20 protein-coding genes are annotated in these 24,423 nt (G+C 66.9%); 10 read left to right on the top strand and 10 right to left on the bottom strand.

The genetic code is table 11. The annotated features are described in order from the left end of the window. Nucleotides 1-54: 54 nt before the first annotated feature. From FYJ68_RS06915 to FYJ68_RS10365, 3 genes are all read right to left on the bottom strand, one after another. Entirely contained in the window at nucleotides 55-1,269 is a 1,215-nt protein-coding gene (locus FYJ68_RS06915; RefSeq protein ID WP_154435378.1) for an NADP-dependent isocitrate dehydrogenase, read from the bottom strand. Nucleotides 1,270-1,941: 672 nt separating this feature from the next. Then, nucleotides 1,942-4,386, bottom strand: coding sequence for a DUF3825 domain-containing protein (locus tag FYJ68_RS06910; protein ID WP_195837748.1), 2,445 nt, complete (start codon nucleotides 4,384-4,386; stop codon nucleotides 1,942-1,944). A 226-nt stretch (nucleotides 4,387-4,612) separates the two neighbouring features. Further along, nucleotides 4,613-4,960: a DUF1292 domain-containing protein gene (locus FYJ68_RS10365; RefSeq protein ID WP_154435374.1), complete on the bottom strand. Its 348-nt coding sequence runs from the start codon at nucleotides 4,958-4,960 to the stop codon at nucleotides 4,613-4,615. A 116-nt stretch (nucleotides 4,961-5,076) separates the two neighbouring features. On the opposite strand from FYJ68_RS10365, the gene thpR reads away from it, so the two are divergent. From thpR to pfkB, 4 genes are all read left to right on the top strand, one after another. Further along, on the top strand, nucleotides 5,077-5,712 hold the full coding sequence (thpR, locus tag FYJ68_RS06900; RefSeq protein WP_154435372.1) for an RNA 2',3'-cyclic phosphodiesterase: 636 nt from the start codon (nucleotides 5,077-5,079) through the stop codon (nucleotides 5,710-5,712). Nucleotides 5,713-5,807: 95 nt separating this feature from the next. Beyond that, the gene (locus tag FYJ68_RS06895) at nucleotides 5,808-6,413 is read left to right on the top strand and encodes a TMEM175 family protein (protein ID WP_229772106.1); all 606 of its coding nucleotides are present in this window, start codon (nucleotides 5,808-5,810) and stop codon (nucleotides 6,411-6,413) included. Between the two features lie 108 nt (nucleotides 6,414-6,521). Beyond that, complete coding sequence (locus tag FYJ68_RS06890; RefSeq protein ID WP_154435368.1) at nucleotides 6,522-8,081, top strand: RecQ family ATP-dependent DNA helicase; 1,560 nt, start codon at nucleotides 6,522-6,524, stop codon at nucleotides 8,079-8,081. Between the two features lie 132 nt (nucleotides 8,082-8,213). After that, complete coding sequence (pfkB, locus tag FYJ68_RS06885; protein WP_154435366.1) at nucleotides 8,214-9,143, top strand: 1-phosphofructokinase; 930 nt, start codon at nucleotides 8,214-8,216, stop codon at nucleotides 9,141-9,143. Nucleotides 9,144-9,266: 123 nt separating this feature from the next. Here pfkB and trmB read toward each other — a convergent pair whose 3' ends face one another. Continuing rightward, nucleotides 9,267-10,094, bottom strand: a complete 828-nt coding sequence (trmB, locus tag FYJ68_RS06880; RefSeq protein WP_154435364.1) for a tRNA (guanine(46)-N(7))-methyltransferase TrmB — start codon at nucleotides 10,092-10,094, stop codon at nucleotides 9,267-9,269. Between the two features lie 131 nt (nucleotides 10,095-10,225). On the opposite strand from trmB, the gene yfbR reads away from it, so the two are divergent. Then, entirely contained in the window at nucleotides 10,226-10,981 is a 756-nt protein-coding gene (gene yfbR / locus FYJ68_RS06875) for a 5'-deoxynucleotidase (protein WP_154435362.1), read from the top strand. A 1,001-nt stretch (nucleotides 10,982-11,982) separates the two neighbouring features. Here the strand turns inward: yfbR and FYJ68_RS06870 are convergent. After that, nucleotides 11,983-13,644, bottom strand: coding sequence for a putative manganese-dependent inorganic diphosphatase (locus FYJ68_RS06870; RefSeq protein ID WP_154435360.1), 1,662 nt, complete (start codon nucleotides 13,642-13,644; stop codon nucleotides 11,983-11,985). A 380-nt stretch (nucleotides 13,645-14,024) separates the two neighbouring features. On the opposite strand from FYJ68_RS06870, the gene FYJ68_RS06865 reads away from it, so the two are divergent. Continuing rightward, nucleotides 14,025-14,474 carry a hypothetical protein gene (locus FYJ68_RS06865; RefSeq protein WP_154435358.1) on the top strand — a complete coding sequence of 150 codons (450 nt, stop codon included), beginning with the start codon at nucleotides 14,025-14,027 and terminating at the stop codon, nucleotides 14,472-14,474. 6 nt (nucleotides 14,475-14,480) lie between these two features. Here the strand turns inward: FYJ68_RS06865 and FYJ68_RS06860 are convergent, their stop codons facing one another. Further along, nucleotides 14,481-15,521, bottom strand: a complete 1,041-nt coding sequence (locus FYJ68_RS06860; RefSeq protein WP_154435356.1) for an asparaginase — start codon at nucleotides 15,519-15,521, stop codon at nucleotides 14,481-14,483. Next, complete coding sequence (locus FYJ68_RS06855; RefSeq protein WP_229772105.1) at nucleotides 15,518-16,039, bottom strand: HD domain-containing protein; 522 nt, start codon at nucleotides 16,037-16,039, stop codon at nucleotides 15,518-15,520. The genes FYJ68_RS06860 and FYJ68_RS06855 overlap by 4 nt, the downstream gene beginning before the upstream one ends. Nucleotides 16,040-16,227: 188 nt before the next feature. On the opposite strand from FYJ68_RS06855, the gene ettA reads away from it, so the two are divergent. After that, nucleotides 16,228-17,907, top strand: a complete 1,680-nt coding sequence (ettA, locus tag FYJ68_RS06850) for an energy-dependent translational throttle protein EttA (RefSeq protein WP_154435354.1) — start codon at nucleotides 16,228-16,230, stop codon at nucleotides 17,905-17,907. A 50-nt stretch (nucleotides 17,908-17,957) separates the two neighbouring features. Here ettA and FYJ68_RS06845 read toward each other — a convergent pair whose 3' ends face one another. After that, nucleotides 17,958-19,055, bottom strand: a complete 1,098-nt coding sequence (locus FYJ68_RS06845; RefSeq protein ID WP_154435352.1) for a glycoside hydrolase family 25 protein — start codon at nucleotides 19,053-19,055, stop codon at nucleotides 17,958-17,960. A gap of 154 nt (nucleotides 19,056-19,209) precedes the next feature. Between FYJ68_RS06845 and FYJ68_RS06840 the strand changes: the two genes are divergently transcribed. Then, nucleotides 19,210-20,328: an aldo/keto reductase gene (locus FYJ68_RS06840; RefSeq protein ID WP_154435350.1), complete on the top strand. Its 1,119-nt coding sequence runs from the start codon at nucleotides 19,210-19,212 to the stop codon at nucleotides 20,326-20,328. Nucleotides 20,329-20,406: 78 nt separating this feature from the next. Here FYJ68_RS06840 and FYJ68_RS06835 read toward each other — a convergent pair whose 3' ends face one another. Both FYJ68_RS06835 and FYJ68_RS06830 read right to left on the bottom strand, forming a co-directional pair. Then, complete coding sequence (locus FYJ68_RS06835) at nucleotides 20,407-21,768, bottom strand: glycoside hydrolase family 25 protein (protein ID WP_154435348.1); 1,362 nt, start codon at nucleotides 21,766-21,768, stop codon at nucleotides 20,407-20,409. Then, nucleotides 21,768-22,181 carry a peptide deformylase gene (locus tag FYJ68_RS06830; protein ID WP_154435346.1) on the bottom strand — a complete coding sequence of 138 codons (414 nt, stop codon included), beginning with the start codon at nucleotides 22,179-22,181 and terminating at the stop codon, nucleotides 21,768-21,770. Before FYJ68_RS06830 ends, FYJ68_RS06835 begins: the two co-directional genes overlap by 1 nt. A gap of 215 nt (nucleotides 22,182-22,396) precedes the next feature. Between FYJ68_RS06830 and FYJ68_RS06825 the strand changes: the two genes are divergently transcribed. Both FYJ68_RS06825 and rsmI read left to right on the top strand, forming a co-directional pair. After that, a complete protein-coding gene (locus FYJ68_RS06825) occupies nucleotides 22,397-23,440 on the top strand; it encodes a glycoside hydrolase family 5 protein (RefSeq protein WP_154435344.1) in 1,044 nt (347 codons plus the stop codon). A gap of 38 nt (nucleotides 23,441-23,478) precedes the next feature. Then, nucleotides 23,479-24,318 (top strand): 16S rRNA (cytidine(1402)-2'-O)-methyltransferase, encoded by an 840-nt coding sequence (gene rsmI, locus FYJ68_RS06820; protein ID WP_154435615.1) that lies wholly within the window; start codon nucleotides 23,479-23,481, stop codon nucleotides 24,316-24,318. The last annotated feature ends 105 nt before the right edge of the window (nucleotides 24,319-24,423 follow it).

Raw genomic sequence — 24,423 nt, 5'->3', positions numbered from 1 at the left:
CCAAGGCCGTCGGGTCCCTGGCATGGGGGTCGCGTGTCTCGACCGTCTTGCCTGCTACTGATCGAGCTCGCTTCTCAGCTGGTCGGCGACCGCCAGGATGAAGTCCTCGGTGTTGAGCTTGATGGGGCTGGGGATTGTGGTGATGCGCGCAAGGTCACCCGTCATGCGGCCGCTCTCGATGGTGTCCACGGTCGCGCGCTCCAGGGCATCGGCAAAGTTGACCAGCTCGGGCAGGGAGTCAAGCTCGCCGCGCTTGCGAAGCGCCCCGGTCCAGGCAAAGATCGTGGCGACCGAGTTGGTGGACGTCTCCTCCCCGCGCAGGTGCTTGTAGTAGTGGCGCTGCACCGTGCCGTGCGCCGCCTCGTACTCGTAGTAGCCGTGGGGCGAGACCAGCACCGACGTCATCATCGCAAGGCTTCCGAAGGCGCTCGAGAGCATGTCGCTCATCACGTCGCCGTCGTAGTTCTTGCACGCCCAGATAAAGCCGCCCTCCGCCTTCATCACGCGGGCCACGGCGTCGTCGATGAGGGTGTAGAAGTAGGTAATGCCTGCCTTCTCAAACCGCTCGCGGTACTCTGCCTCGTACATCTCGGCAAAGATGTCCTTGAAGCGGTGATCGTAGGTCTTCGAGATCGTATCTTTGGTGGCAAACCACAGGTCCTGGCCCGTGGCGAGCGCGTACTCAAAGCAGCTGCGCGCAAAGCTGCTGATGGAGTCGTCTAGGTTGTGCATGCCCTGGATCACGCCGGGGCCGCTGAACTCGTGGATCAGCTCGCGGGTCTGGGTGCCATCCTCCGCCGTGAAGACCAGCTCGGCCTTGCCCGGGCCGGGCACGCGGATCTCGGCGTTCTTGTACACGTCACCGTAGGCGTGACGTGCGATGGTGATGGGCTTCTTCCAGTTGCGGACGACGGGTTCGATGCCGCGCACCACGATGGGGGCGCGGAACACGGTACCGTCGAGCATTGCGCGGATGGTGCCGTTGGGGCTCTTCCACATCTTCGACAGGTGGTACTCCTCCACGCGCTGCGCGTTGGGGGTGATGGTGGCGCACTTCACGGCGACGCCCAGGCGCTTGGTGGCGTTGGCGGAGTCCACGGTCACCTGGTCCTTAGTCGCCTCCCTGTTCTCGAGCCCCAGGTCGTAGTACTCGGTCTTGAGGTCCACAAATGGGCAGATCAGGTCATCCTTGATCATCTGCCACATGATGCGGGTCATCTCGTCGCCGTCCATCTCGACGAGCGGCGTCTTCATCTGGATCTTCGCCATGCGCTTACCTCCGTGCACGCCTTGCGGCTACAGGGCCGTTAACGACCAACCCAGTGTAGCCGTGGAAGTCTGCCGCAACGGCAGCGTAAGCGGGGCGTATCTGTTTTTTAACGAAGCGAGGTGGGTCTGCCAACCGTTCCGTCATCCCGGCGACCGATGGCGGCCGAGGCCCGATGTGAGCACCTTCCCGTCAGGGCGAGGGGCCTGGGTATCGGACCTTGTCGACGTTTCCCAGTTGGAAGGCTTTCGGTCGTCAAACGTCGCATGGCCCATGGCAACGGGGCCTGACATGAGAGCTCACGTCGGGAGCTTCTCGCCAGGGGCCTCCGTGGGAGGCCCCTGGCGCGCGACGGCACCCGTCCCTGGCAGGGAGGGGTGCCGCGGGGACGGCCGTGGTCCTGGCGCACGGAGCTGCTGAACAGCTCGGATGGTCAACGAACCGTCCCATTCCCAGCCCATCGACACCCCGTCGCAACTGTGGCTGCCCGAGGCCCGAGGCGCCTGACATCGCTTGGCCTCCCTGCGTCAGAAAGCGTCCACGTATGCACGCGCGGGACAGGGTTTTCGACGGGCGAGAGCCTTCTGGGCCTCCGCTCTCTGCCAACGCTCGCATTTCCCCAGCAGGCGGCTGTGCCCAGGCCCCCCATAGGGCCCAGGTTGACGCTCGAAACCCTAGGCAAGGACGTCCTGGGGCTGCAGCCAGGATGGCTGCTCCTCTCCCACGACCCTGGAGCAGGCGTAGGCGCGGGGGAGCGAGAGGATCGCGGTCCCCTGGTAGTTGCCAGTAGGCTGGGGCGCGAGGGCAAGGGCGCAGTCTACCTTGTCGTCGCTCACCAGGCAGAGGGGAAGCAGCAGCCGCATTGAGTCCGTCTGCGGGTCAAAGGCGGGGGCGACGGTGCGGTAGCTCGCACGAGCCCTGCGGAGGGCGAGGTCGCAGGCGTCGTCGAGGGCGCGGCCCACGCGGCGGTAGGTCCCCGGATCACCCTTGATGGCACGCGAGAGCTCGGTCTGCGCCCTCGCGTCGCCTGGGTTGGAGAGCACGCGGCCAAGGGCCTCGCTCGCAACGGAGCTCGTTCCCACCTGCTCCTGCAGGAACGCGCGGGGTAGGCGGCCGAGCTGGCGCATGACCAGTGACTCGGTGTCCAGGACCACCATCCTGCCCGGCTGGGGGAACACGTCGCCTATGCGCTCCAGGTAGCGCGCCGGCTGGGGGAGCGGGTCGAGGGATGCCACCAGGCGCGCCCCCAGCTCGCCGGAGCCAGCGGTGCAGAATCCACTGAACTGCCAGGGTATGTCTCCCCTGTGCGGCGCGAAGCAGGCGTAGATGTCCTGCCAGAACGCCGTGTGGAGCCCGGTGTCAAAGGCTGCCAGCGACCCGTCCGCCGCAATGCGCACGCCGTCGGTGGCGAGGAGGCGGTGGAACGTGACCGTAAGGTACTCGCGCAGGACGCCGTAGCGGCTCGCCTTGCCCACGCCCTCGCCGGGGTAGTTCCAGCGCTCTGGGGCCGCCATGGTCGCCAGGGCGCCCAGGAACTCGTCCCAGGAGCCTATCACGGCAAACTGGGCGAGCTCGCGCGCGGGACTCGTTGTGGGAGCCATGCCAAGGGAGGAACCGGCAAGGTCGCTCCAGGCGCCTTCGTCCTCCTTGGGCAGGCCCTCAAGCCCAACGGCCTGGTGCGTGTCTCCCGTGCCGTCGTCGCCGTCCACGTATGCCAGCGCCCAGCGCTTGCCGGCGGTCGCCTTGGAGGAGCGACGCAGCGTCACCATCACGTGCGAGGAGCCGTCCTCCTGCAGGTAGCGCAGCGGGAAGGTGACCTTGCTGCGCGTCCCGCCCAGGGATCCCGTGGATCGGGCAACGCGCCAGTCCTCGTCCAGCACGGACATCACGTCCGCGTCGATGGGCAGGGTGCGGTACAGAAGCTGGAGCAGGCGGTCGGTGCAGTGGACCTCGCTCGCGAAGTCCTGCGGCAGGTCCGCCTGTAGCCTTACGGGGGAGGGGATGTCCGGCGCCGCGACCGCGGGGGTCGCGGGCTCGGCATCGGCGGGGCTCTGCACTACGGCGTCGTGCCGAGCTGCCTTGCGCGCGTGGGTGGAGTCGTGGTGTGCGGCACCGTTGCTGCCCGATGGCTTCGTCTTCGTGTGGGGCGAGAGGGGCCGTGCGCCCTCCGCTCGGGCAACCTCGTCGGCCTCGCGCCTGGCTCCGTCCTCCGCCTCGCGCAGTGCGGCGTCCAGGTCCTCCTCCATGTCACGGTAGGGGTCGTAGGTGATGGTCAGTTTGATTGCGGGCTCGCCGTCCGCCGGGGCGGCCTCCGGGTCGCTGGTGGCGGACTTCGGTGCGGGTGCATGCTCTGCCGGGGCGGAGTTGGCATCCGCGCCCTCGTGCGAGCCGTCTGCGATGGAGGCGGCGTCCGTCTTGGCCCGAGGCTCGCTCGCCTTGGGCGTCTCGCCCGCGACATCCCCCGAGGGCTCCGCCTGCTGCCTTGCCTTGTCAGCCTGGGCTGCTGGCTGGGGCCCCTCCTGCTGTCCCGCGTCTTCAAGCTGCGTCGCCGCGACATTGGGCTTGGGCTGTGGCGATGCCTGCACCGCCTCTGTGGCGCGGTTGCCCGACTCGCTGGCTTGCACCGCCTTGGTTTCGTCGCGCACAACCGTTTCGACCGGCTCCGTCGCACTCGCCACCGACTCAGCGGCCCTCTCGTCGTCCCCGTCTGGCTGCATCGCTGCCTTCTCGGTGCCTGAGCCGCCATGCCTCTCCCTGCGGTGGCGAGGCTTCGCGGGCTTGGGATCCTTACTGCTCTTCTTGTGCTTCCATGCCTTGGCACCCGTTGCCGGAGCCTTCTTCTGGCGCTCCTCCCCGGCGCGTGCCAGCACCTGGTCCCAATCCTCCCGACGCTGCACCGTCACGTAGGCGCGGCCTTTCTTGAACACCGTGAGCTTTATGAACTCCGGCATCTGGGAGAGGAGCTGCTGAACGTCCTCGCAGCCAACGTCGGCGGGATCGACGTCCTCCTCGTCCAGCAGCTCCTCCACCTTGGGGAGGGGCGTCTGGACGCCGACCCCCAGCCGCGTGGAGAAGAGCTGGTAGAAGTACAGTCTGTTGCCGGGTGTGAGTCTGGGCATGATGGGCTCCAAGCTATGTTTGCCCGCCGCGGAGGCGGGGTTGGTGGTATTTCGAGCGCTCATAGGTTACTACCCAATGGGGACCACTCCCCGGCCCACGCGGCCACCTGCATGGCACATTGGGATTGGCGGGTTCGTCCATCTGCGCAAACAAAAGGGGCCGCCACCCGGTTCGTCCCGGGCGGCGGCCCCTTGCAAGGCCCCTGCCAAAGGATGTTGCGTCAGGCTACTCCTCGGAGTCCTCCTCGGCTGCCTCTTCCTCGGCCTCTGCCTCCGCGTCCTCCTCGGCGGCAAGCTCCTCGTCGATCTCGGCCTGCTCCGCCGCGACCTCGTCATAGCGGTCCGAGACCCGCTGGAACAGGTCGTCGTCCAGGATGTCGACCAGCTCGTAGGTCTGGTCCTCCTCGTACTCGTGGTAGCCGTACAGGTACACGTCGTCCGACCCGTCCTCGGGCAGCAGCGCGATGTACTCCTCGCCATCGAGGTCAAACACGCCCTGGACCTCGCAGCGAACCTGGGTGCCGTCGTCAAAGTCGATGTCGATGTAGTCGGTTGCCTCGTCGTTCTCGCTCATGGGATCCTCCCATCGCCGGATGTTCGCAACGTGCATAGACTGGACTCTAACAGGAAGGGACGGCCGGGTGGTGGCGCGGTCGGCAAGTTGGCAAAAACCATCGCGGGAGGTGCCGGATGGCGGACGACGCGGCGGACGGTCGGACGAGGCTGTTCCTGGCGGTGCTGCCCAACGAGCGGGTGAGAGACGAGCTCTGCCACGCGCAGCGTGAGGTTGCGCCGCTACTTGCGAAGGGGAGGCCTACCTCGCGGGGCAACCTCCACCTCACGCTCGCCTTCATTGGCATGTGCGACGCCGGAGAGCGGGAGGCGGCGGCGCGCGCCCTAAGGGTAGCCTGCGGGCAGTCTCGGCCCCTCTCCCTCGCCCTAGGAGGGATGGGCGTGTTCGAGCACGGGCGTGGCGGGGGCGTGGTGTGGCAGGGAGTCGCGGATGGTCCGGGGCTCCAGGGGCTCGCCCGCCTCCAGGCGTCCCTGGTGCAAGCCCTCGCCGACCAGGGGCTGGGTGACCGTCTCCCCGACACCGCAAGCCAGTTTTGCCCGCACATCACGCTCTTCCGCGGCGCCCGGCCAAAGGGCGGCTGGCAGCCGGTGGTGGGGGATGGGGGAGAGGGGCGCCTCTCCTCTCCCCTGGCTCATCCCGTCGGCACGCTTGAGTTTGAGGTCCGCTCGGCGAGCCTGATGTGGAGCCACCATCCCGAGGGTGGCGAGCTAACCTACGACGAGCTGCTTCGCGTGCCCCTGGGCGGCGCCTGAGCCGCACCCTCCCCGTCCGACGTGCGGTATCATCGCCCCAGCCTGCGCATGGGGTGCGGGCCAAAGGGACGGGGGTTGCCATGCCCAAGGGTCGCATGGAGGCGTTTAGCGACGGCGTCATCGCCATCATCATCACGATCATGGTGCTGGGGATATCCGCCCCGGAGGGCTCTGGGATGGCAGATCTGCTTTCGCTCGGTCCCGCCGTCATCTGCTACGCGGTCAGCTTCGTGGGCGTGGGGACGTACTGGAACAACCACCACCACCTCCTCAACCTGGTGCAGCGCACCACGGGGCGCATGCTGTGGTCCAACCTCCTGTTCCTGTTCGTGCTCTCGTTCTTCCCCCTCGCCACCGACTGGATCCAGAAGACCGACTTCGCGGCCCTGCCCACCACCTGCTACATCGTGCTCAACATGCTGGTCTCGCTCTCGTACATGAACCTGGAGCGTGTGATCCGCAACGCCGTGAGCTGCCAGCTCTCCATCAGCGGCATGAGCGAGCTGCAGCACAAGTCGCTCGCCAAGGAGCGCTGGACGCTGGGGCTCGAGGCCGTGGCGCTTGTCCTTGCCATCGCGCTCCCCACCACGCACCTGGCGTTCGTCGCGATGGTCCTCGCTTTCTCGCTGTGGGTCATCCCCGACCTCAGGATTGCGCGACTGTTCGACGCCCTGGCGACCTACGAGGACGACGAGGGGTAGCCTCTCGCCCACCCGCGTTCGTAGCGTCGCCCCCACGGCCTACAATCGTGGTTTGGCCCACGGCGCTTAGTGGGCGCTGGGGGAGAGACGAGCGGGGAGGAGTGCCCCATGCCAACCATGGAGGACGCGCGGCAGGCGCTCTCGCGCTACTTTGGCTACGAGTCGTTCAGGCCTGGGCAGGCGGAGGTCATCTCGTCCATCCTCGACGGGCGGGACAGCCTGGCGGTCATGCCCACGGGTGCCGGCAAGTCGGTGTGCTACCAGATACCGGCGACGCTCCTTGGTGGCCTCACGCTGGTGGTGTCGCCGCTCATCTCGCTCATGGGAGACCAGGTGCGCTCGCTCAAGGAGGCGGGCCTCCGGGGCTCGTACCTCAACTCAACGCTCAACCCGCGGCAGCAGGAGATCGTGATGCAGCGGGCGCTGGACGGCTGGTACGACGTCATGTACGTTGCCCCGGAGCGCCTGCGGGACGGTCGGTTCCTGGATTTTGCCAGCCGGGCGAGCGTGCCCCTGGTGGCGGTGGACGAGGCGCACTGCGTGAGCCAGTGGGGCCAGGACTTCCGCCCGGCCTACCGGGGGATTGCGGGGTTTGTGGACGCCCTGCCCAAGCGCCCGGTGGTCGCGGCGCTCACTGCCACCGCCACCGCCCGCGTGCGCGCGGACATCGTCTCTCTTCTTGGTTTGCGCGACCCAACGGTGCAGGTCAACGGGTTCGACCGCCCCAACCTCACGCTCTCCTCCTTCGAGCTCACGCCCAAGGCGCGCGAGCGGTGGGTGGTCTCGTATGCGCTGTCCCATCGTGACCAGAGCGGCATTGTGTACGCGACAACGCGAAAGAAGGTCGACGCGCTGGCGGATGCCCTGCGTGACGCCGGGGTGCGGGCCGTCGCCTACCACGCCGGCTACGACAACCAGAGTCGCTCCGCCGCCCAGGAGGCATTTGTGAGGGATGACGCCCAGGTCATGGTCGCCACCAACGCATTTGGCATGGGCATCGACAAGTCCGACGTCCGCTACGTGGTCAACGTGGGCCTGCCCCTGTCGCTCGAGGAGTACTACCAGGAGGCGGGTCGCGCGGGGCGCGACGGGGAGCCCGCCGAGTGCTTCCTGCTGTGGAGCCGCGGCGACATCCGCACCTGCCACTTCCTGATCGACAACACGGAGTTCCCGCCCGAGACCACGCGTGCGGACCGGGAGCGCCTCCTCGCCAGCCGCAACGCCCTGCTCTCCAAGATGATCGGCTACGCCATGAGCGACACCTGCCTGCGCAGGAGGGTCCTCACCTACTTTGGGCAGGCGGTCCCTCCCTCGGACGGAGGATGCGGCGGCTGTTCGGTGTGCAGGCACCTCTCGCCCGACGACTACCTGGGTGCGGTGCGTTCCCGCACCACCTTCGGCCGTGGCGCGCGCGAGCGCGAGCTTCCCAGCGAGGCGGAGGTCACCGACGAGGACGAGCGCCTGTTCCAGCGCCTGAGGGCGCTGCGAAAGTCCCTGGCCGACGAGGCGGGCGTGCCCCCGTACGTGGTCTTCTCCGATGCCACGCTCCGTGCCATGGTGCGTCGCAGGCCCACCACGCGCGACGAGCTCCTGCAGGTCTCGGGTGTGGGCAAGACCAAGCTCCGCCGCTACGGGGACGAGTTCCTGAGCGAGCTCAGGGGAGAGTAGCGCCCCCAGGCGGGGTGGCCCACCGCCGTGGCAGAACGCTTGCGGCAACGTTGTCGGGGCATGGCCCGCGCGCTGGTAGACTTGGGGTGGACGCACCGGTCGCACCAAGGCACACGGAAGGCGAGTGATCCCATGATCTACACCGTCACGCTCAACCCAGCGCTTGACAAGACCGCCCAGGTGGACGGCTTCACCCTCGATCGCGTCAACCGGATCTCGCAGCTTCGCAGCGACCCGGGCGGCAAGGGCATCAACGTCTCAAAGGTCATCCGCCAGCTGGGTGGCACCAGCGTCGCCTACGCCGTCCTGGCGGGCAACACCGGCAATACCATCGCCGCCATGCTGGCCGACCAGGGCATTGAGCTCCGCAGCTTCCAGGTCGAGGGAGAGACGCGCACCAACCTCAAGGTCGTGGACCCCACGGGAGACACCCACACCGACATCAACGAGCCCGGCCCCGAGGTGAGCGACCAGATGCTGGACGGCATGCTGGCGCAGCTCGTGGACGTCGTGAAGCCCGGCGACATCACGGTTCTCTCCGGCTCGCTCCCGCGCGGGGCAAGCCCCAGGACGTACGCCACGTGGGTCTCGGCCCTCAAGGAGGCGGGCGCCAAGGTCTTCCTCGACGCCGACGGCGACAAGCTGGTGGCGGGCATCTCCGCCGGCCCGTACCTCATCAAGCCCAACGAGATCGAGCTCGGCTTCATGCTGGGCCGCAAGCTCGACACCGACGACAAGGTCGCGGAGGCTGCGCGCGAGCTCGTGGAGAAGGGGCTGGACAACGTTGTCGTTTCCATGGGTGGCGCCGGTGCCATGTTCGTGAGCCGCGACCACGTGGTGAAGGGTGGCTCCGTCAAGGTGCCCGTGGGCTCCACGGTTGGCGCGGGCGACTCTGTGGTGGCGGCGCTCGCCTACGCGGAGGACCTGGGCATGGGGCTGGATGACACCGTCAGGCTCGCGATGGCAACCGGCGCCGCCAACGTGATGCAGTCCGGCACGCAGGCGGCCCCCCGCGACCTCGTCGACTCCCTCGTGGACAAGGTTAGCGTCACCAGGCTGTAGGCGGACCGTCGTCGTTTGCGCGATTGCCTGGGGGAGAGGTCACTCCCACCATGGCCAAAGCCCATGCAGATGGCAGCCGCCCCCGTCCCTCTTGGGAGACGGGGGCGGCGTTTGTCTCGCCCATTACCCCTCGCGCTTTCCCATTGCGCGCTTTGCCCTGAGGTTGCGCAGGTTGGTGACCGTGCCCTCCATGCCATGGGGGACGTACGACAGGTTGGTGAGGTCCTGCGGCAGGTACTCTGCCAGACTCAGTTCGGCGGTCTGCTCCACGTGCTCGGGGGCGGGTCCGGGGACTGCCTCCAGCCCAAAGACCGTGGCACCCTGTGCCGAGAGGCGCTCCTCGTACCAGCTCATGGGGTCGTCCGGACGGTCGCGGCGGGCGTCGGAGCTTCGCCACGTCAGGCGGTATCCCGCCAGGTCAAACTGCGTGAGCGAGAAGTCGAACAGCGGCTGGCTGTCCGTCTTGAGCACCACGCTCCCGCCGGGTGCGAGCACCGTGCGGTAACGCATCAGCTGGTCGAGGTGGGTCAGACGCTGCCAGGCATCGCGCTTCTTGGGAAAGGGCGTGGGAAAGTTGAGGATGATGCGGTCCACCTCGCCGGGGGAGAAGAGCTCGTCCACCGCTGACCCCAGCGCCGGCACCAGCACCAGGTTGTCCAGGCCGCCCTCAACCGCCTTCTGCGCGGCGTAGGCGATGCAGATGGGCTCGGCGTCTATCCCCACGAACAGCACGTTGGGCTCCCGAGCGGCGGACTCCGCGGCAAAGCCGCCCTTGCCGCAGCCAAGGTCCACCCTGAGCTCGCGGAACGCTTGCCTGCCGTCCAGGGGTGTGCACGCCTCGCGCCATGCGCCCGCGTACGAGCGGGGGTCGGTTTCGATGGCGTCCCGGTAGCGCTCCAGGCGCTCCTCCAGGACAAAGTGCTTGGGAAGTCGTGCGTGAAGCGCGTGCATGCGGTGCCAATCTGCGAGGTGGGCTGCGAACGGGTTCGATTCTAGGCCAGCCGAGTCCCTTCGTCGCGCGGCGGGCCATCCCGTCCGGGGTCGGCCGTATGATGGCACGGTATCCCAACGGAAGGGTCAACATGGAACAGGAACAGCCGCGCGAGTCGAGCTTCCTCGCGCTTCTCTCCAGGCTCAAGTACATCGAGCGCTGGGCGCTCATGCGCAGCTCGCGCCCAGAAAACTTGGGGGAGCACTCGCTTGAGGTCGCGATGATCGCGCACGCGCTGTGTGTGATTGGCAACCAGCGTTACGGTCGTCACCTCGACGCCGAGCGCGCCGCGCTCGTGGGCATGTACCACGATGCGTCAGAGATCATTACGGGGGACATGCCCACGCCCGTCAAGTACGCCAACGGCACGCTCCGTGAGGCGTACCGGGCCGTGGAGGACTCCGCGCAGGAGAGGCTCCTGCAGACGCTGCCAAACGACCTCCGTCCGGTCTACGAGGGAATCTTCAAGTCGGACGGGAGCGAGGGCGATGCCCTCCTCCGCCGCCTGGTGAAGGCGGCGGACAAACTCAGCGCTCTCATCAAGTGCCTGGACGAGCGGAGTGCCGGCAACACGGAGTTCGTCACCGCAGAGAGGACCACCCGTGCCGCGCTCGACCAGATGGCGACCGAGCTGCCCGAGGTCCGCGACTTCATGAACGAGTTCCTGCCATCCTACGGACACACGCTGGACCAGCTACTGTATGCCTCGCGGCCCGTCCCTCGGGGGGTGCCACCCGGTGCGACGCCCCTACGTGACGGAGGGGCTAGTTCCGGGGCCAAGGACCCCTACGGACGAAGTGCTCAAAGAAGGGGAGAGGAGCGTGTGCCACGCACGAGTCCGAGCTGACTCGCGCTGCGGCAGCAATGGTTCCGGTGGATTCCGCCCTCAGGGAGTAGGCCGTTTGCTCCATGGGGAGTCCCTGCTGATCCTGCCTCCCCTCCGGGATCTGCCTGACGGAGAAGTGCTCGCGAGGACTCGCTTAGCTACGACTCCCGCACGGGAAAAGAGCCCATGGAATGGGGGAATGGCACCTGCCGCCGGCAGCCAAAGCCCGATACGAGTGCCTCCCCGTGGAAGGACGGCCTGCGGAGCCGTACAAATCCGACGTTACCCCAGTTGAGGGGTCATCAGTGAACGCCCATCGCCCGTTCTGTGACGGCAAACTCCCAAAGTGAGCACTCACGCAGGAGTTCGTTGCCAAACGGGCCCCTCTCGGGGATTGAATGGCAGGGGGAGCCGGAAATGAGCACTCGTATCTGGAGCTAGCTGCCACAATTAAAATTATGATGTGAGTCCTACTGGGGGAACGCGATCCTCGCCCATCTCTCTGGCAGGCGTCTTTCGGCGCAAGTGCTCGCATCGGGGGACTTTTGCCAGTGGGTCCACCAAGGGGGGCAACTCGCAACGCGACTTGCACCTGGTAGGGGGGAAGGCCCTCATAGGGAGGGTCATGCTGCCTGGCGCCTACGGGGGCCAGCTTGTCCAGGAGGTGGATGATCCGTCCCATTCTTAGCCTATTGATGTCCCGCGGTTACCGTGGTGGCGTGGGACTCAGGGGGCTGTGCCATCTCTTGAGCCGCCCCGTGTCAGAAGGTACGTCCCGTGTGTACGCGTGGGACGAGATTTTCGACGGAGGAGGGGCTCCCAGCCTCTGAGAGATGGACCCTACGTCAGAAACCTTATCCCGTGTGTACACACACTGCGAGGGTTTTGGCAGATGGGGCTCTCCCGGCACCGCGAATGTCAGAAGCTCCGTAGCGTGTGTACGCACGGGACGTACCTTCTGACAAAGAGGGGGCGCCCCGCGTGGGACGCCCCCTCCTGGTTCGCTCGTATAGTCCTTGCGACTAGTCCTCCTGCACGTCCTGCAGCGTGTTCATGAGGGCGGGCGTGACCTGCTTCTTGCGGCTCACCACGCCCGGCAGCGTCGCGATGCCGTCGACGGGCTGCACGTTGAAGGCGCGCGCGACGATGTCCTCGGCGCCCTCGCCGTAGTACAGCATCTCGGTGGTCTGGCTCTTCACGTCCGTGAACATGTAGAACACCAGAGGCAGCTCGTCGTTTGCCGCGCCCTCCTTGAGGTACGGGCCAACCAGTGCCTCCGCCGCCTTGCGGCTGTTCTCGGTCATGAAGCTGCCCTGGCCCACGCCAAAGCGGGCGTTGCCACGGGAGAAGATCTTGAAGTCCTGGTGGAAGACCTCCTCCGCCGTGCGCCCGGTCAGCTCTGCGCCGGCGTCGAACATCTGGTCCGCGTACTCGTCCACGTCCTCGCCGCAGATCTTGGCGAGCGCGCGGCCTGCCTTCTCGTCAAAGGGCGTGCAGGTGGGGGAGCGGAAGCACAGGGTGTCGGAGAGGATGGCGCTCATCATCAGGCCGGCGATGCTCTTGGGGATCTCAACGTCCTGCTCGTTGTACATCTTGTACAGGATGGTGCAGGTGCAGCCAACGGGCTCGTTGCGGAACATCGCGGGCGCGGAGGTCTCGATGGAGCCGATGCGGTGGTGGTCCACGATCTCCATGATCACGGCCTGCTCAAGGCCGTCGACCGCCTGGGAGCGCTCGTTGTGGTCCACGAGGATGATGTGCTTCTTGTTCACGTTGAGCAGGTTGGGGGTGCTCACCAGTCCTGCGTAGCGACCGTCCTCGTCCAGCACGGGGAAGAAGCGGTGGCGCGACTGCGTGATGGTCTTGCGGGCGTCGTCCACGGTGGAGTTGACCGAGAAGCTCAGGACGTCCTTTGCGGGGAGCATCTTGGCGCGCACGGGCGTGGACATGCTGATCAGGCGAGCGGCCGCATACGTTGAGTAGGGCGTGGTGATGACCGAGCAGCCGTTCCTCTCCGCCGCCTCCTGCACCACGTGCGAGAGCTCGGCGCCGTTGCACACGATGAGGCAGCTCGCGCCGCTCTCCACGGCAAAGCGCTGGGTCTCGTAGCGGTTGGTCACCAGGACGATGTCGCCCTTCAGGATGTTGCCCTCCATCATCTCGGGCGTGGTGCCCACAACGACGTTGCCGCTCTCCACACAGGCGCCCTCGTCGCCCATGACCATCTCGCCCTTGAGCGTCTCGACGATGTTGGCGTACCTGGTCTTGGACTCCGAGACCACCGTGGTGTCAAACACGTCCATGTTGGCATTGGCGATGTCCTTCACCGCGATGATGCCCTCAAGGCCACCCTTCTCGTCGGTGATGGGGAGCGTGTCAGTCTTGGTCTCGCCCATGAGGTTCCAGGCGGAGAACAGGCTGGTCTCTCGGTCGATGCCCGCCATGTGCTGGATCTGGATGTCCTTGATCTGCGGGCGAACGCTGGTGATGAGCTGGGGCTCGGGCACGCCAAAGTGCTTGAGCACAAACGCGGTCTCGCGGTTGATGGTGCCTGCGCGGCGCGGCTCGTACTCGATGTCGCTCGTCTGGTTCTTGAGGTATGCAAGGGCTATCGCGCTGCAGATGCTGTCGGTGTCAGGGTGCAGGTGACCGATGATGTTGACCTTGCGGATTGCCTCGGGCATGTGACTCTCCTTGTCTCGCCGCCAGTGGGGGCCGGTGGCACAGTGTTGGTGATACAAGGATTGTGCCACGTGCGCTGGCGCATTTCCCAAAAAAGCCCGCTTGCCGCGTCGGGGGAGAGGGGCGACGGCACAAATGCACGTAGGATGCACATTTGGGCGACAGCTCCCCGCGGGCCAAAGGTCCGTGCGGTTCTGCCGGCATCGTCTGCGCCCAGCGCTGGCAGACGTGGGGCTCCCACGCTGCGATTGATGCCGTAATCTGGCTTTCCTAGGTGTAATATGATGAAAATATGGTGAAACCGTGTGCTATGCTTTCTCGGTTTGCACGATGCGTTTCTCAAACACCAATAAACATGACTCAAACGTAGCAGGGAGGTCAGATGAGGTACATGGGCTCGGGCGGCAGGCCAATCGTCCAGTCGTTCCTCGGCGTCGTCTCCCTGGTGGTTCTGGTCGTGAGCATCGTCGTCCTCGCCGCAGCCATCGCCCATTTCGCATTTGGCCTCGACGTCCTGGGCGGCTTGGGCAACGTGCTGTTTGGCGGCAAAGGAGTCCTGGACGCGGGGGCTCCGGCAGTGGCTCTCGTCTTTGTCGTCAACCTGATCGCCGCCGCCGTCTCGGGAGCCCTGGGGCTGCGAGCCTCGCGCCGTCGCAGGTTTGCCCTCCCCGCCGCGGTCTCTGCGGCAGCTTGGCTCACGCTCTCCGTCGTGGGCATTGGATTCACCGTCTTCGTGGGCGGAATCGTGGGGAGCGTCCCGGCGTACGTGTGCAATATCGCCGCCGCCATCCTGTGCGTGTTCCTCGGCCTTGCGGTCAACGCGGAGGCATAGCGGGGGTTAGCGCGGCATGCGGTCGTGGTTGACGGGGCGGTAGAACAACTCGCGCGTCTCGTCCGCGTCTCTCGCCTGCCCCAGCGCCCACATGGTCTTTGCCACCAGCGCCTCGGTGGTCATGTCGTCTCCCTTGAGGATGCCCGGGTGCTCGGCGTAGTCGTGGCCCACCTCGTAGACCCCCAGGTCCATGCCCTCCTCGTTCACCTGCGTGGTCAGCACCAGCGTGCGACCTGACCCCACCCAGTCAAAGATTGCGCGCTTCCACGAGCCGCCCTCGTACTCGGGGATGCCCCCAATGCCAAAGGTCTCGAGGATGACCGCCTGGTAGTCGCGGGAGAGAAGGTCCAGGATGCTCGGCTGTAGCTCGGGCGTCAGGCGCAGCACCACCACGCGCTCGTCCAGGCAGCGGTAGAAGGTGGGGCGAGAGGAGCCGTCCCCATTGGGTAGGGGCTCGTCCTCCTGTCTCGTGATCGACATTCCCATGGCGACGTCCCGCACCACGCGGTTGCCACGGATGACCGCGGGAAGCGGGTAGTTCACGCTGGTGAAGGCGTTGTAGCTCATGGTGCGCTGCTTGTGGGCGCGCGTCCCGGCGATGACCTTGCCGCCAAAGACCACGCTCACGTCGCGCGAGCCGGGCGTCGTCGCATACAGCACCGAGTGGTACAGGTTGAGCTTGGCGTCGGTGAACGGGTTTGCCATGGGCTGCTGGGAGCCCGTGAGCACGATGGGCTTGGGGCTGTCCTGCACCAGGTAGCTCAGCGCCGCCGCCGTGTATGCCATGGTATCCGTGCCGTGCAGGACCACAAAGCCGTCGTAGTCGTCGTAGGCGTCCTCTATAACGTCGCGTATGCGCAGCCAGTCGGTGGGGCGCATGTTGGTGCTGTCTATGTTCATGGGCTGAACAAAGCCCACCTCTGCCACGTCTGCCAGCTGCGGCACGTAAGCAGCTATCTCGGCGCCGGTCAGCTGGGGCGAGAGGCCCCGATCGTCCTGCATCGAGGCGATCGTGCCGCCCGTGGCGATGATGAGGACCCTCCTCATGCGCGCCCCCGCCCTGCAAGGGCCTCGACCTTGAGCGCGATGCCCTGTGCCGTCTCGCGCGTGGCGACCACCTTGTCGGCAACGCACAGGATGACCGCCTCGCGGCAGGTGGGCGGCGTTGGCGTGAGGGGGAACATGTGGTGACGGACCATGTTCTGCTCCACCGGCCCTATGCCAAAGTCGCGGACGGCGTTGCTGCAGGCGGTGCCGGGGTGCGTGAAGCCGTGGAGCCGGTGGCTGGGGTCGCTCACGTGCCAGTCGTACAGAAAGTAGTCGTGGAGAAGCGCCCCGCGCACGAGGGCACGCTCGTCCACGGGCAGCCGTGTTGCCTGCGCCATGCGCACGCAGGCGCGCGTCACCGCCAGCGAGTGGGCGCACACGCTCGTGGTCCCGTGCTGGATGCAGTGCCTCTCCACGTCCATTCCCGCCGAAGCGAGAATGTCCTCGCCGTGGCGGGCGATCAGCTCCGTTGGCGTCGCCTCGCGCTGTATGGGCAGCCTTGCGTCCCCGTGCCCCATGCGGCCTCCTCTCCTCTCCTTGCGGCGTCCATTGTATGCGACGGTACCCGTGGCGCCCGGTCGCGCGTCAGGAGGTGAGGGCACACGCCCCGCGGGGAGGGTCGGAACCACATCGCCCTCACATCTCGCCCGCCCGCACACCGTAGAATGTCCCCTGGATCCATCACCGAGCCCCGCAAAGGAGCAGCATGGCAGAGTTCATTTACCAGATGTACAAGGCCCGCAAGGCGTTTGACGACAAGGTCGTGCTCGACGACGTCACCATGGGCTTCTTCCCCGGCGCCAAGATCGGCGTGGTGGGCCCCAACGGCATGGGCAAGTCGACCCTGCTCAAGATCATGGCCGGCATGGAGGAGGTCTCCAACGGCGAGGCGCGCCTCTCGCCCGGCTACTCGGTGGGCATCCTGCTGCAGGAGCCCCCTCTGGACGAGGACAAGACCGTGGGCGAGAACATCCGCGAGGCCTTTGGCGACGTCCTTGCCAAGGTCGACCGCTTCAACCAGATCGGCGAGGAGATGGCCGACCCCGACGCCGACTACGACGCCCTCATGGCCGAGATGGGACGCCTTCAGGACGAGATTGACGCGGCCAACGGCTGGGACGTCGACAGCCAGCTTTCGCAGGCGATGGACGCCCTTCAGTGCCCCGACCCCGACGAGCCGGTGACCCACCTCTCCGGCGGCGAGCGCCGTCGCGTCGCGCTGTGCAGGCTGCTGCTGCAGGCGCCCGACCTGCTGCTGCTGGACGAGCCCACCAACCACCTGGACGCCGAGAGCGTTCTGTGGCTGGAGCAGTTTCTCAAGAACTACCAGGGAGCCGTCCTGGCAGTGACGCACGACCGCTACTTCCTCAACAACGTCGCCGAGTGGATCTGCGAGGTCGACCGCGGCACGCTCTACCCGTACAAGGGCAACTACTCCACCTACCTCGAGACCAAGTCCGCGCGCATGGAGGCGGAGTCCAAGCAGAGCGCCAAGCTCGCCAAGAAGATGAAGAGCGAGCTGGAGTGGGTGCGCAGCTCCCAGAAGGCGCGCCAGGCAAAGAGCAAGGCCCGTCTCGCCGCCTACGAGCAGATGGAGGCCGAGGCGCAGCGCGTGACCAAGGTCGACTACACCGACATCCACATCCCCGTCGGTCCCAGGCTGGGATCCAAGGTGCTGGAGGCCAAGGGGCTCTGCAAGTCGTTTGGCGACCGCGTGCTGATGCACGACCTCAGCTTCACCCTGCCCCGCAACGGCATCGTGGGCGTCATCGGCCCCAACGGCGTGGGCAAGTCCACGCTGTTCAAGATGATCGTGGGGCAGGAGGCACCCACCTCCGGCGAGCTCGACCTGGGCGAGACGGTCAAGATCAGCTACGTTGACCAGAACCGCGAGGGGATCGACCCGCAGAAGAACGTGTGGGAGGTCGTCTCCGGTGGCAACGACTACATCCAGGTGGGCGACCAGGAGATTCCCAGCCGCGCGTACGTGAGCGCCTTCGGCTTCAAGGGGACCGACCAGCAGAAGCGAGCTGGCGTGCTCTCGGGAGGCGAGAGGAACCGCCTCAACCTGGCCCTGACCCTTCGCCAGGGCGGCAACCTGCTGCTGCTGGACGAGCCTACCAACGACCTGGACACCGAGACCCTGGAGAGCCTGGAGGAGGCACTCCTCGCCTTCCCCGGCTGCGCGGTCATCACCAGCCACGACCGCTGGTTCATGGACCGCATCGCCACGCACATCCTGGCATGGGAGGGCACGGACGAGGACCCCGGCAGCTGGCGCTGGTTTGAGGGCAACTTCGAGGACTACCAGCGCGACCGCGAGAAGAGGCTGGGGCCGGACCTCTCCAAGCCGCACCGGCTGCACCGCAAGCTCACCAGGGACTAGCGCCAAGGCAGCCGCGGCGGGGAACGTCTCCCGCCGCGGTTTTTCTGCCCCTACGACGAGGACGCCGCGGCGAGCCCCTCTGCGAGGGGACGCGACAGATCGAGGTCCATGTCCACCGAGGTCGAGATGCCCGCCACCTGGCCCGTGGACGCGTACTGCCAGATGGCGAACGCCATGTCGAGCGTGGGCGCAGAGGTGTACGAGGCATACCAGTACCCGTACGTGTAGAGGGATGCCGCGTCCATCCGGGCGAGGTCCGACTGGTTCCCGTATACGATCGCCGTGCGCCCGCTGGCCTCGATCGTCTGGCAGAAGGCGTCGGCAACGGCGCGCATCTGGTCCTTGGACAGGGTGTAGATGCGCGACCCCTGGTTGCCCGTGGGCTCGTAGTCAAAGGCGACGGGGTACGAGAGGGACACGCCCCGCAGCTTCTGCAGCACGTACTGGGCCTCCTCGACGGCCTCGGCCTCGGTCGTTGCCTGCGAGTAGAAGTATGCGCCCAACTCCACGCCCGCCGCCTGCGCACCCGCCACGTTCTGCTCGAACTTGGCGTCCTCCACGATGGTGCCGTTGCTCGATCCGCGGTAGCCCACGCGCACGAAGGCAAAGCCGATCCCGTCTGCCCTCACCGACCCCCAGTCGATGTCTCCCTGGTGCTCGGAGACGTCGATGCCCACGCGGCTCTCGGTCACGCCGTCCACCACGTAGCGCGGCCGGCCGTCCAGGCCAAACGAGAGGCTGGACCAGTCGAAGGGGTTGGTATAGGCCACCGACGAGCTGGGGAGGGCCGAGCCGGCGAAGCTGCCGGCGGAGGATTCGGAGACCAGGACCCTGGAGACCGCCAGGACCACGATGCAGGCGATGGCGGCGATTATCATGATGCGCCCGATGATTCGGGCGGCTCCCGACGGTCGTGCGGAGTGCCTGCCAGCATGCGAGGACCCGCGTGACGCCTTCTTCTTTGGTGCCGTCTTGGTGCCGTGCGAGGTCGTCTTGCCGGCGTGCTTGGACGAGTGCCTCCCGCCGCCGGTCGTGGCCTTCTTTGTACCCTTCGAGGCCTGCGGGCCCTTCGATGAGCCAGACGAGGAGGCCCCATGCCCCGCTGCGCCGGCCTTCGCCTTGCCTCCCCGCCTGACCTTGGCTGCCATGGGCCTCTCCCTCGCTCGCGTCTGACTACGTATACCACGATGGCGGGGCGCCGCGGCCTGCGTCCCCTGCCCTCCGCGTCACCTCCTCGGGACGGTGCGACGTATCATGTCCTCGTGCGGGGAAGGCCCCGAGGCCAAGAGTGGGGGAGGAACGATGTCTGGTGACGCCCTGACCAACACGCCCAAGCTGGGGTTTGGGCTCATGCGACTTCCAAGGCTCAAGAGCGGCAAGATCGACGTGGAGCAGACCTCCCAGATGGTCGACATGTTCCTCGATGCCGGGCTCACCTACTTTGACACGGCGTACGTGTACGAGGGCTCCGAGGAGGCGACAAGGAAGGCCCTGGTGGAGCGCCATCCCCGTGACTCGTTCACGCTGGCGAGCAAGATCAACGCGCGCCTGGGGTGCGTAGACGCCAAGACGTGCAAGGCGCAGCTCCAAGAGTCGCTCCGTCGCACGGGCGCGGGCTACCTCGATTTCTACCTGCTCCACGCGCTCCAGTCGTCCAACCGCGATAACTACGACCGCTACGGCATCTGGGACTTCGTACGCGAGCAGAAGAAGCGCGGAGTCGTCCGTCACGTTGGGTTCTCGTTCCACGACTCGCCGCAGATGCTGGACGAGCTGCTCACCCTCCATCCGGAGGTCGACTTCGTGCAGCTGCAGATCAACTACGCCGACTGGGAGAGCCCCACGGTCTTCTCGCGCGAGAACTACGAGGTGGCCCGCAGCCACGGCAAGCCGGTGGTGATCATGGAGCCCGTCAAGGGCGGCAGGCTCGCCAACCCTCCGAGGGAGGTTGCGCAGATCCTTCGCCATGCCAATCCCGACGCGTCCCTAGCCAGCTGGGCCATTCGCTTCGCTGCCTCGCTCGACGGCGTCATGACCGTCCTGAGCGGCATGTCCACGCTGGACCAGGTGAGGGACAACGTGGGTTACATGGGGGACTTCCGCCCACTCGACCAGGGGGAGCGCGAGGCGGTTGAGCGCGCCCGGCAGGCGCTTGCGGGCGTGGAGCAGGTTCCCTGCACTGCCTGCCGCTACTGCGTGGAGGGGTGCCCCAGGGACATCCCCATCCCAGACGTGTTCGAGGCCTTGAACCAGGAGCTCCTGTGGGGCAATCCCACGCGTGCGCGCAAGGAGTACGCGGAGGCAGTTCGCGGACATGGTGGGGCAGGGGACTGCATAGGGTGCCGTCGCTGCGAGGGCACCTGCCCACAGCACATCGAGGTCACATCGTGGCTCCGCAGGGCGGCCCGGGACCTGGCGTAGGCTCGTCTGGCATGGCCGTCGAGCACGGGCATCACGTGGGCGCCCGTGGCTTGTGGCGAGTGTCGTCTCGTCCGGCGGCTAGTCGCTGCCGGACGACGAGGGTGCCGCCTTCGCGTCCTCGCCGCTCCTGGTGACCGAGATCGCGTCATTGGCGGCGGAGAGGTCCAGGTCGATGTCGACGTTGCCCTCGATGCCGTCCACGGTTCCCTCGTCGGTGTACTGCCACAGCACAAAGTTGAGGTCCATCGTGGGATGCGAGCCGTACTCCGCGTACCAGAAGCCATACTTGGCGAGGTCGCCTAGGTTGTACAGCGACAGGTCCGCGGAGTTGCCGTAGATGATCGTTGAGTAGCCGCTGCTCCAGATCCTGTTGCAAAACGCCTTTGCCACCTTCGTCATCTGGTCGGCGGAGAGGTTCGAGACCCTCGTGCCGCTGGAGTCGTTGGTCGGCTCAAAGTCGAAGGCGACGGGATAGTCGAGCGATGTCCCATCGAGCATCTGGAGCGTGAGGTCCGCCTCCTCGCGGGCCTCCTCCTCGGTTGTTGCCTGGGAGTAGAAGTACACGCCCACCTTGAGCCCCGCCGCCTTGGCGTCGCTCAGGTTCTGCTTGAAGTTGGAGTCGGCGCGCACCTTTGCCCCAATCGACTCCCGGTAGCCCACGCGGAGGTACACAAACTGTATTCCGGCGGCCTTGACCTTCTCCCAGTCGATGTCACCCTGATGCTGGCTCACGTCGATGCCCAGAACCGACTTGGTGCTTCCGTCCACGGCGTAGCTGTAGTAGGAGCCGCTGGTGTCCAGGTTGGTCCAGTCGTACGGCTGCTTCAGAAGGGTCGGGCTGTCTGCGGCTGCAAACTGCAGGCCAACGAGGCCGTTGGGCTGCGAGATGTCCGCGTTCTGATCCTGTGCAGAGGAGTCCTCGACCAACGTATCGTCCTGTGGCGCCAGGAGCGAGGGATGTGTCACGGCCAGCGCAACCACGGCGACGATTGCCGCGGAGACCAGGGCAATGGGGAGAAGGAGCTTCCTCCTGCGCTCGCGGCGCATCTGCTCCCTCTGGTTGGGCCGTTGGTTTGCGATGGCCTCGTTCGCCGTGCGCATGGCGCGGTCCTCGCTCGACCTGCGCGCGTACGGCTGCTCCCTCCTGCGCTCGGGGCGCTGCTGCGTGCGACGGGGCTCTCCAGGTGCGCGCGTCGGACGGGGACGCGGCCGCTCCTCGCGAATCCTACGCGGAGCCTCGCGGGGCGTGGCAGTCCTCCGCGATGGACGTGCGGCGGAACGGGCGGTGCCCCTGACCTCGGAGCGGTCGGTGCCCCGCCCGCCGGAGGATTGGCGCTCGCCGTACGGGCGCGCGGCTCCCCTTGGGCGAGAGCCCGCCGACCTCCCCCGGGGCGTCCCGGACGAGCGTCGCCTGTCCCTGTCCTGGTCGCGTGGCGTCACTAGATCACCACTCCGTCGCAGTGGTCGATCTCGTGTTGAATCGCCTCGGCCTCAAGGCCCTCAAACCGACCCGTCCTCGCCCGCATGGACGAGTCCTGGTACTCCACGGCGATGCGGCGCCACCTGGTGGCCGGCCTGGTTCCCTCAAGGCAGAGGCAGCCCTCCTCCGTCTGATAGGGGCCCTCGTGCCAGACGATGCTGGGGTTGTACATCACGCGTGGCCTTCCATTGCGGTCGAGAACCGCGATGATGCACACACGTTCCCCAATCATGTTGGCCGCCATGCCCACGCAGCCGTCCGAGTGGGCGGCGAGCGTGTCGGCGAGGTCTGCGCCTATCGCCAGGTCGTCTGCGGTTGCCTGCCGGGAGGAGCGGGCGAGCAGGATGCGCGAGCGCACGATGTCACGAACCAAGGTCCCTCCCGTCTTCGCATGCGGATTCCCCCATTCTCCCAGAAGAGGATAGCGAACCCATGGAGAAGGGGCCGTCTCGCATGCCGTTGCCGGCGGCCTGCCGCCTTGAGCGCCTTCAGCCACTCTTGGCCAGCTTGCGGCACGAAGCACCTATTGTCCGGGGTCGAGGGTATACTGCAAAATACCTCGTACCTCGCACTATGAAAGGAGCGACGATGTCGGCGCGACCGCTTCACGGAGTCAACCTCACGGGCTGGCTTACGCTCGAGCCGTGGGTGACCCCCTCGCTTTTCGTCGACTCCGGGGTGCTCGACGAGGCGGCACTCGTCAGCTCCATCGGTCGCGAGGACTACCAGGGGCTCGTCCGCGCCCATCGCGCGGACTTCATGTCTCAGTCGGACTTCCTGCAGATCGCCTCGCGCGGGTTCAACGCAGTGCGCCTCCCCGTCCCCTGGTACGTCTTTGGGGACGACGGTCCCACGCCCGGTCCCTTCGTCGGCTGCATCGAGCTGGTGGACGACGCCTTTGATTGGGCGGACGAGATTGGCCTCAAAATCGTGCTCGACCTCTGCATCAACCCGGGCGTGCGGGGGGCGGAGGGCGAGCTCGTGCGCAACCACGGGGACTTCGCCTCGTATCGCGAGGACATGCTCGATGTCATCGGGATGCTCTGCGACCGCTACGGCACGCGTGCCGCGCTCGCGGGCATCGAGGTCGCGGACGACCCCAACCCGCAGGTTCGGCGCGGCCTCACGCTCAGCGACGGCGTCCCGCTCCACGTGCTGCGCAACTACTACCGCGACGCGTACGACCGCATCCGCGCCTGCGCGGGGGACGACGTGCTGGTCATCGTCCCCGATGCCGGGCAGCATGGCGCGTGGGGGCGCTTCATGGCGCAGCGTCGCTACCACAACGCGTGGCTCGACTGCCACCTGTACCGCTACTTCGACAACGTGGGTTCCATCGGGCCCACCGCCATACGCAAGCTCGCCGACCGGTCGCGCAAGGAGCTCGACCAGGCGCGCCGCAGTGGCCTTCCCGTGATGGTGGGCAAGTGGTCCGGGTCGCTGCCGTTCGCCGACTCCTCCACCACGCCCGAGGGGCGCATCGCCCTGGAGCGCGTCTTCATCTCCGAGCAGATCTCCATGTTCTCCGGCTGCCCCGCCTGGTTCTTCCAGACCTGGAAGACAGAGGGGCGCCTCGCGGGCTGGGACGCCCGCGTCTCGCTCGCAACCTTCGAGCGGGGGATGCTGTGCTAGGGGAGGGCGGCGCCACGTGGGGCGCGGGACTCCTCTCCATGGTGGGGACGCCTATCGGCAACCTGGACGACGCCTCCCCGCGTGCCCTGCGAACGCTTGCGGAGGCGGACCTCCTGCTGTGCGAGGACACGCGCGTCACGGGCAGGCTCCTCTCCCACTTTGACATCCGGGTGCCGCTGGAGCGGTGCGACCAGAACGTGATCGCCGACCGCGTGGAGAGGGTCCTCTCCCTGCTGGGCGAGGGCGCTCGCGTGGCATTTGCCTCCGATGCCGGCATGCCCGGCGTGTCCGACCCAGGCCAGCAGCTGGTCGACGCGGCGCTGGACGCCGGCCATCGCGTCGAGGTCGTGCCCGGCCCGTCCGCGGTCACCTGCGCCCTCGTGGCGTCGGGCCTCCCCATGGAGCACTTCTTCTTCGAGGGCTTTCTCCCCCGCAGGAGGGGAGACCAGGTGCGTCGCCTGGGGGAGCTGGCGGCGGTTCCCGGCGCCATCGTGCTGTACGAGTCTCCCCACAGGGTCGCGGCGACCCTCGCAAACGTGGCGGAGGTCATGCCGTCGCGCCGCGTCGCCCTGGTCCGCGAGCTCACCAAGCTGCACGAGGAAGTCGTCCGCGACTTTGCTCCAGCCCTTGCCCGCGAGGTCGCGGAGCGCGAGGGGCTGCGAGGCGAGTGCGTGGTCGTCATAGCCCCGCCGGGGGCGGACGAGCTTCGAGACGCCCGGTCGGCGTCCGCCGAGCTCCCAACACTCGAGGAGGCGATCGCGCAGGGTCTCGCGTCCGGCGAGCCCAAGAGTGCCCTCGCCAAGGCGCTCGCAAAGCGGTATGGGGTCCCACGCGCCCAGGTGTACGAGCGCGTCCTCCGGGCTGCCAACGGGTCCTAGCTGCGTTGCCGTTGCCCCGCCCCTCTCCCCCGGTGCCAAAACCATGTCGTGCGGTGGGTGTTTTTTCGATTGGAGTCGCCTCCCGCGGGTCTCCATCGCTCCCAG

The organism is Olsenella porci (assembly GCF_009695875.1).
Taxonomy (GTDB): Bacteria; Actinomycetota; Coriobacteriia; order Coriobacteriales; family Atopobiaceae; genus Olsenella_H; species Olsenella_H porci.
Note: the sequence above shows the minus strand (reverse complement) of the source record. Positions and strands in the feature narration are given on the sequence as shown.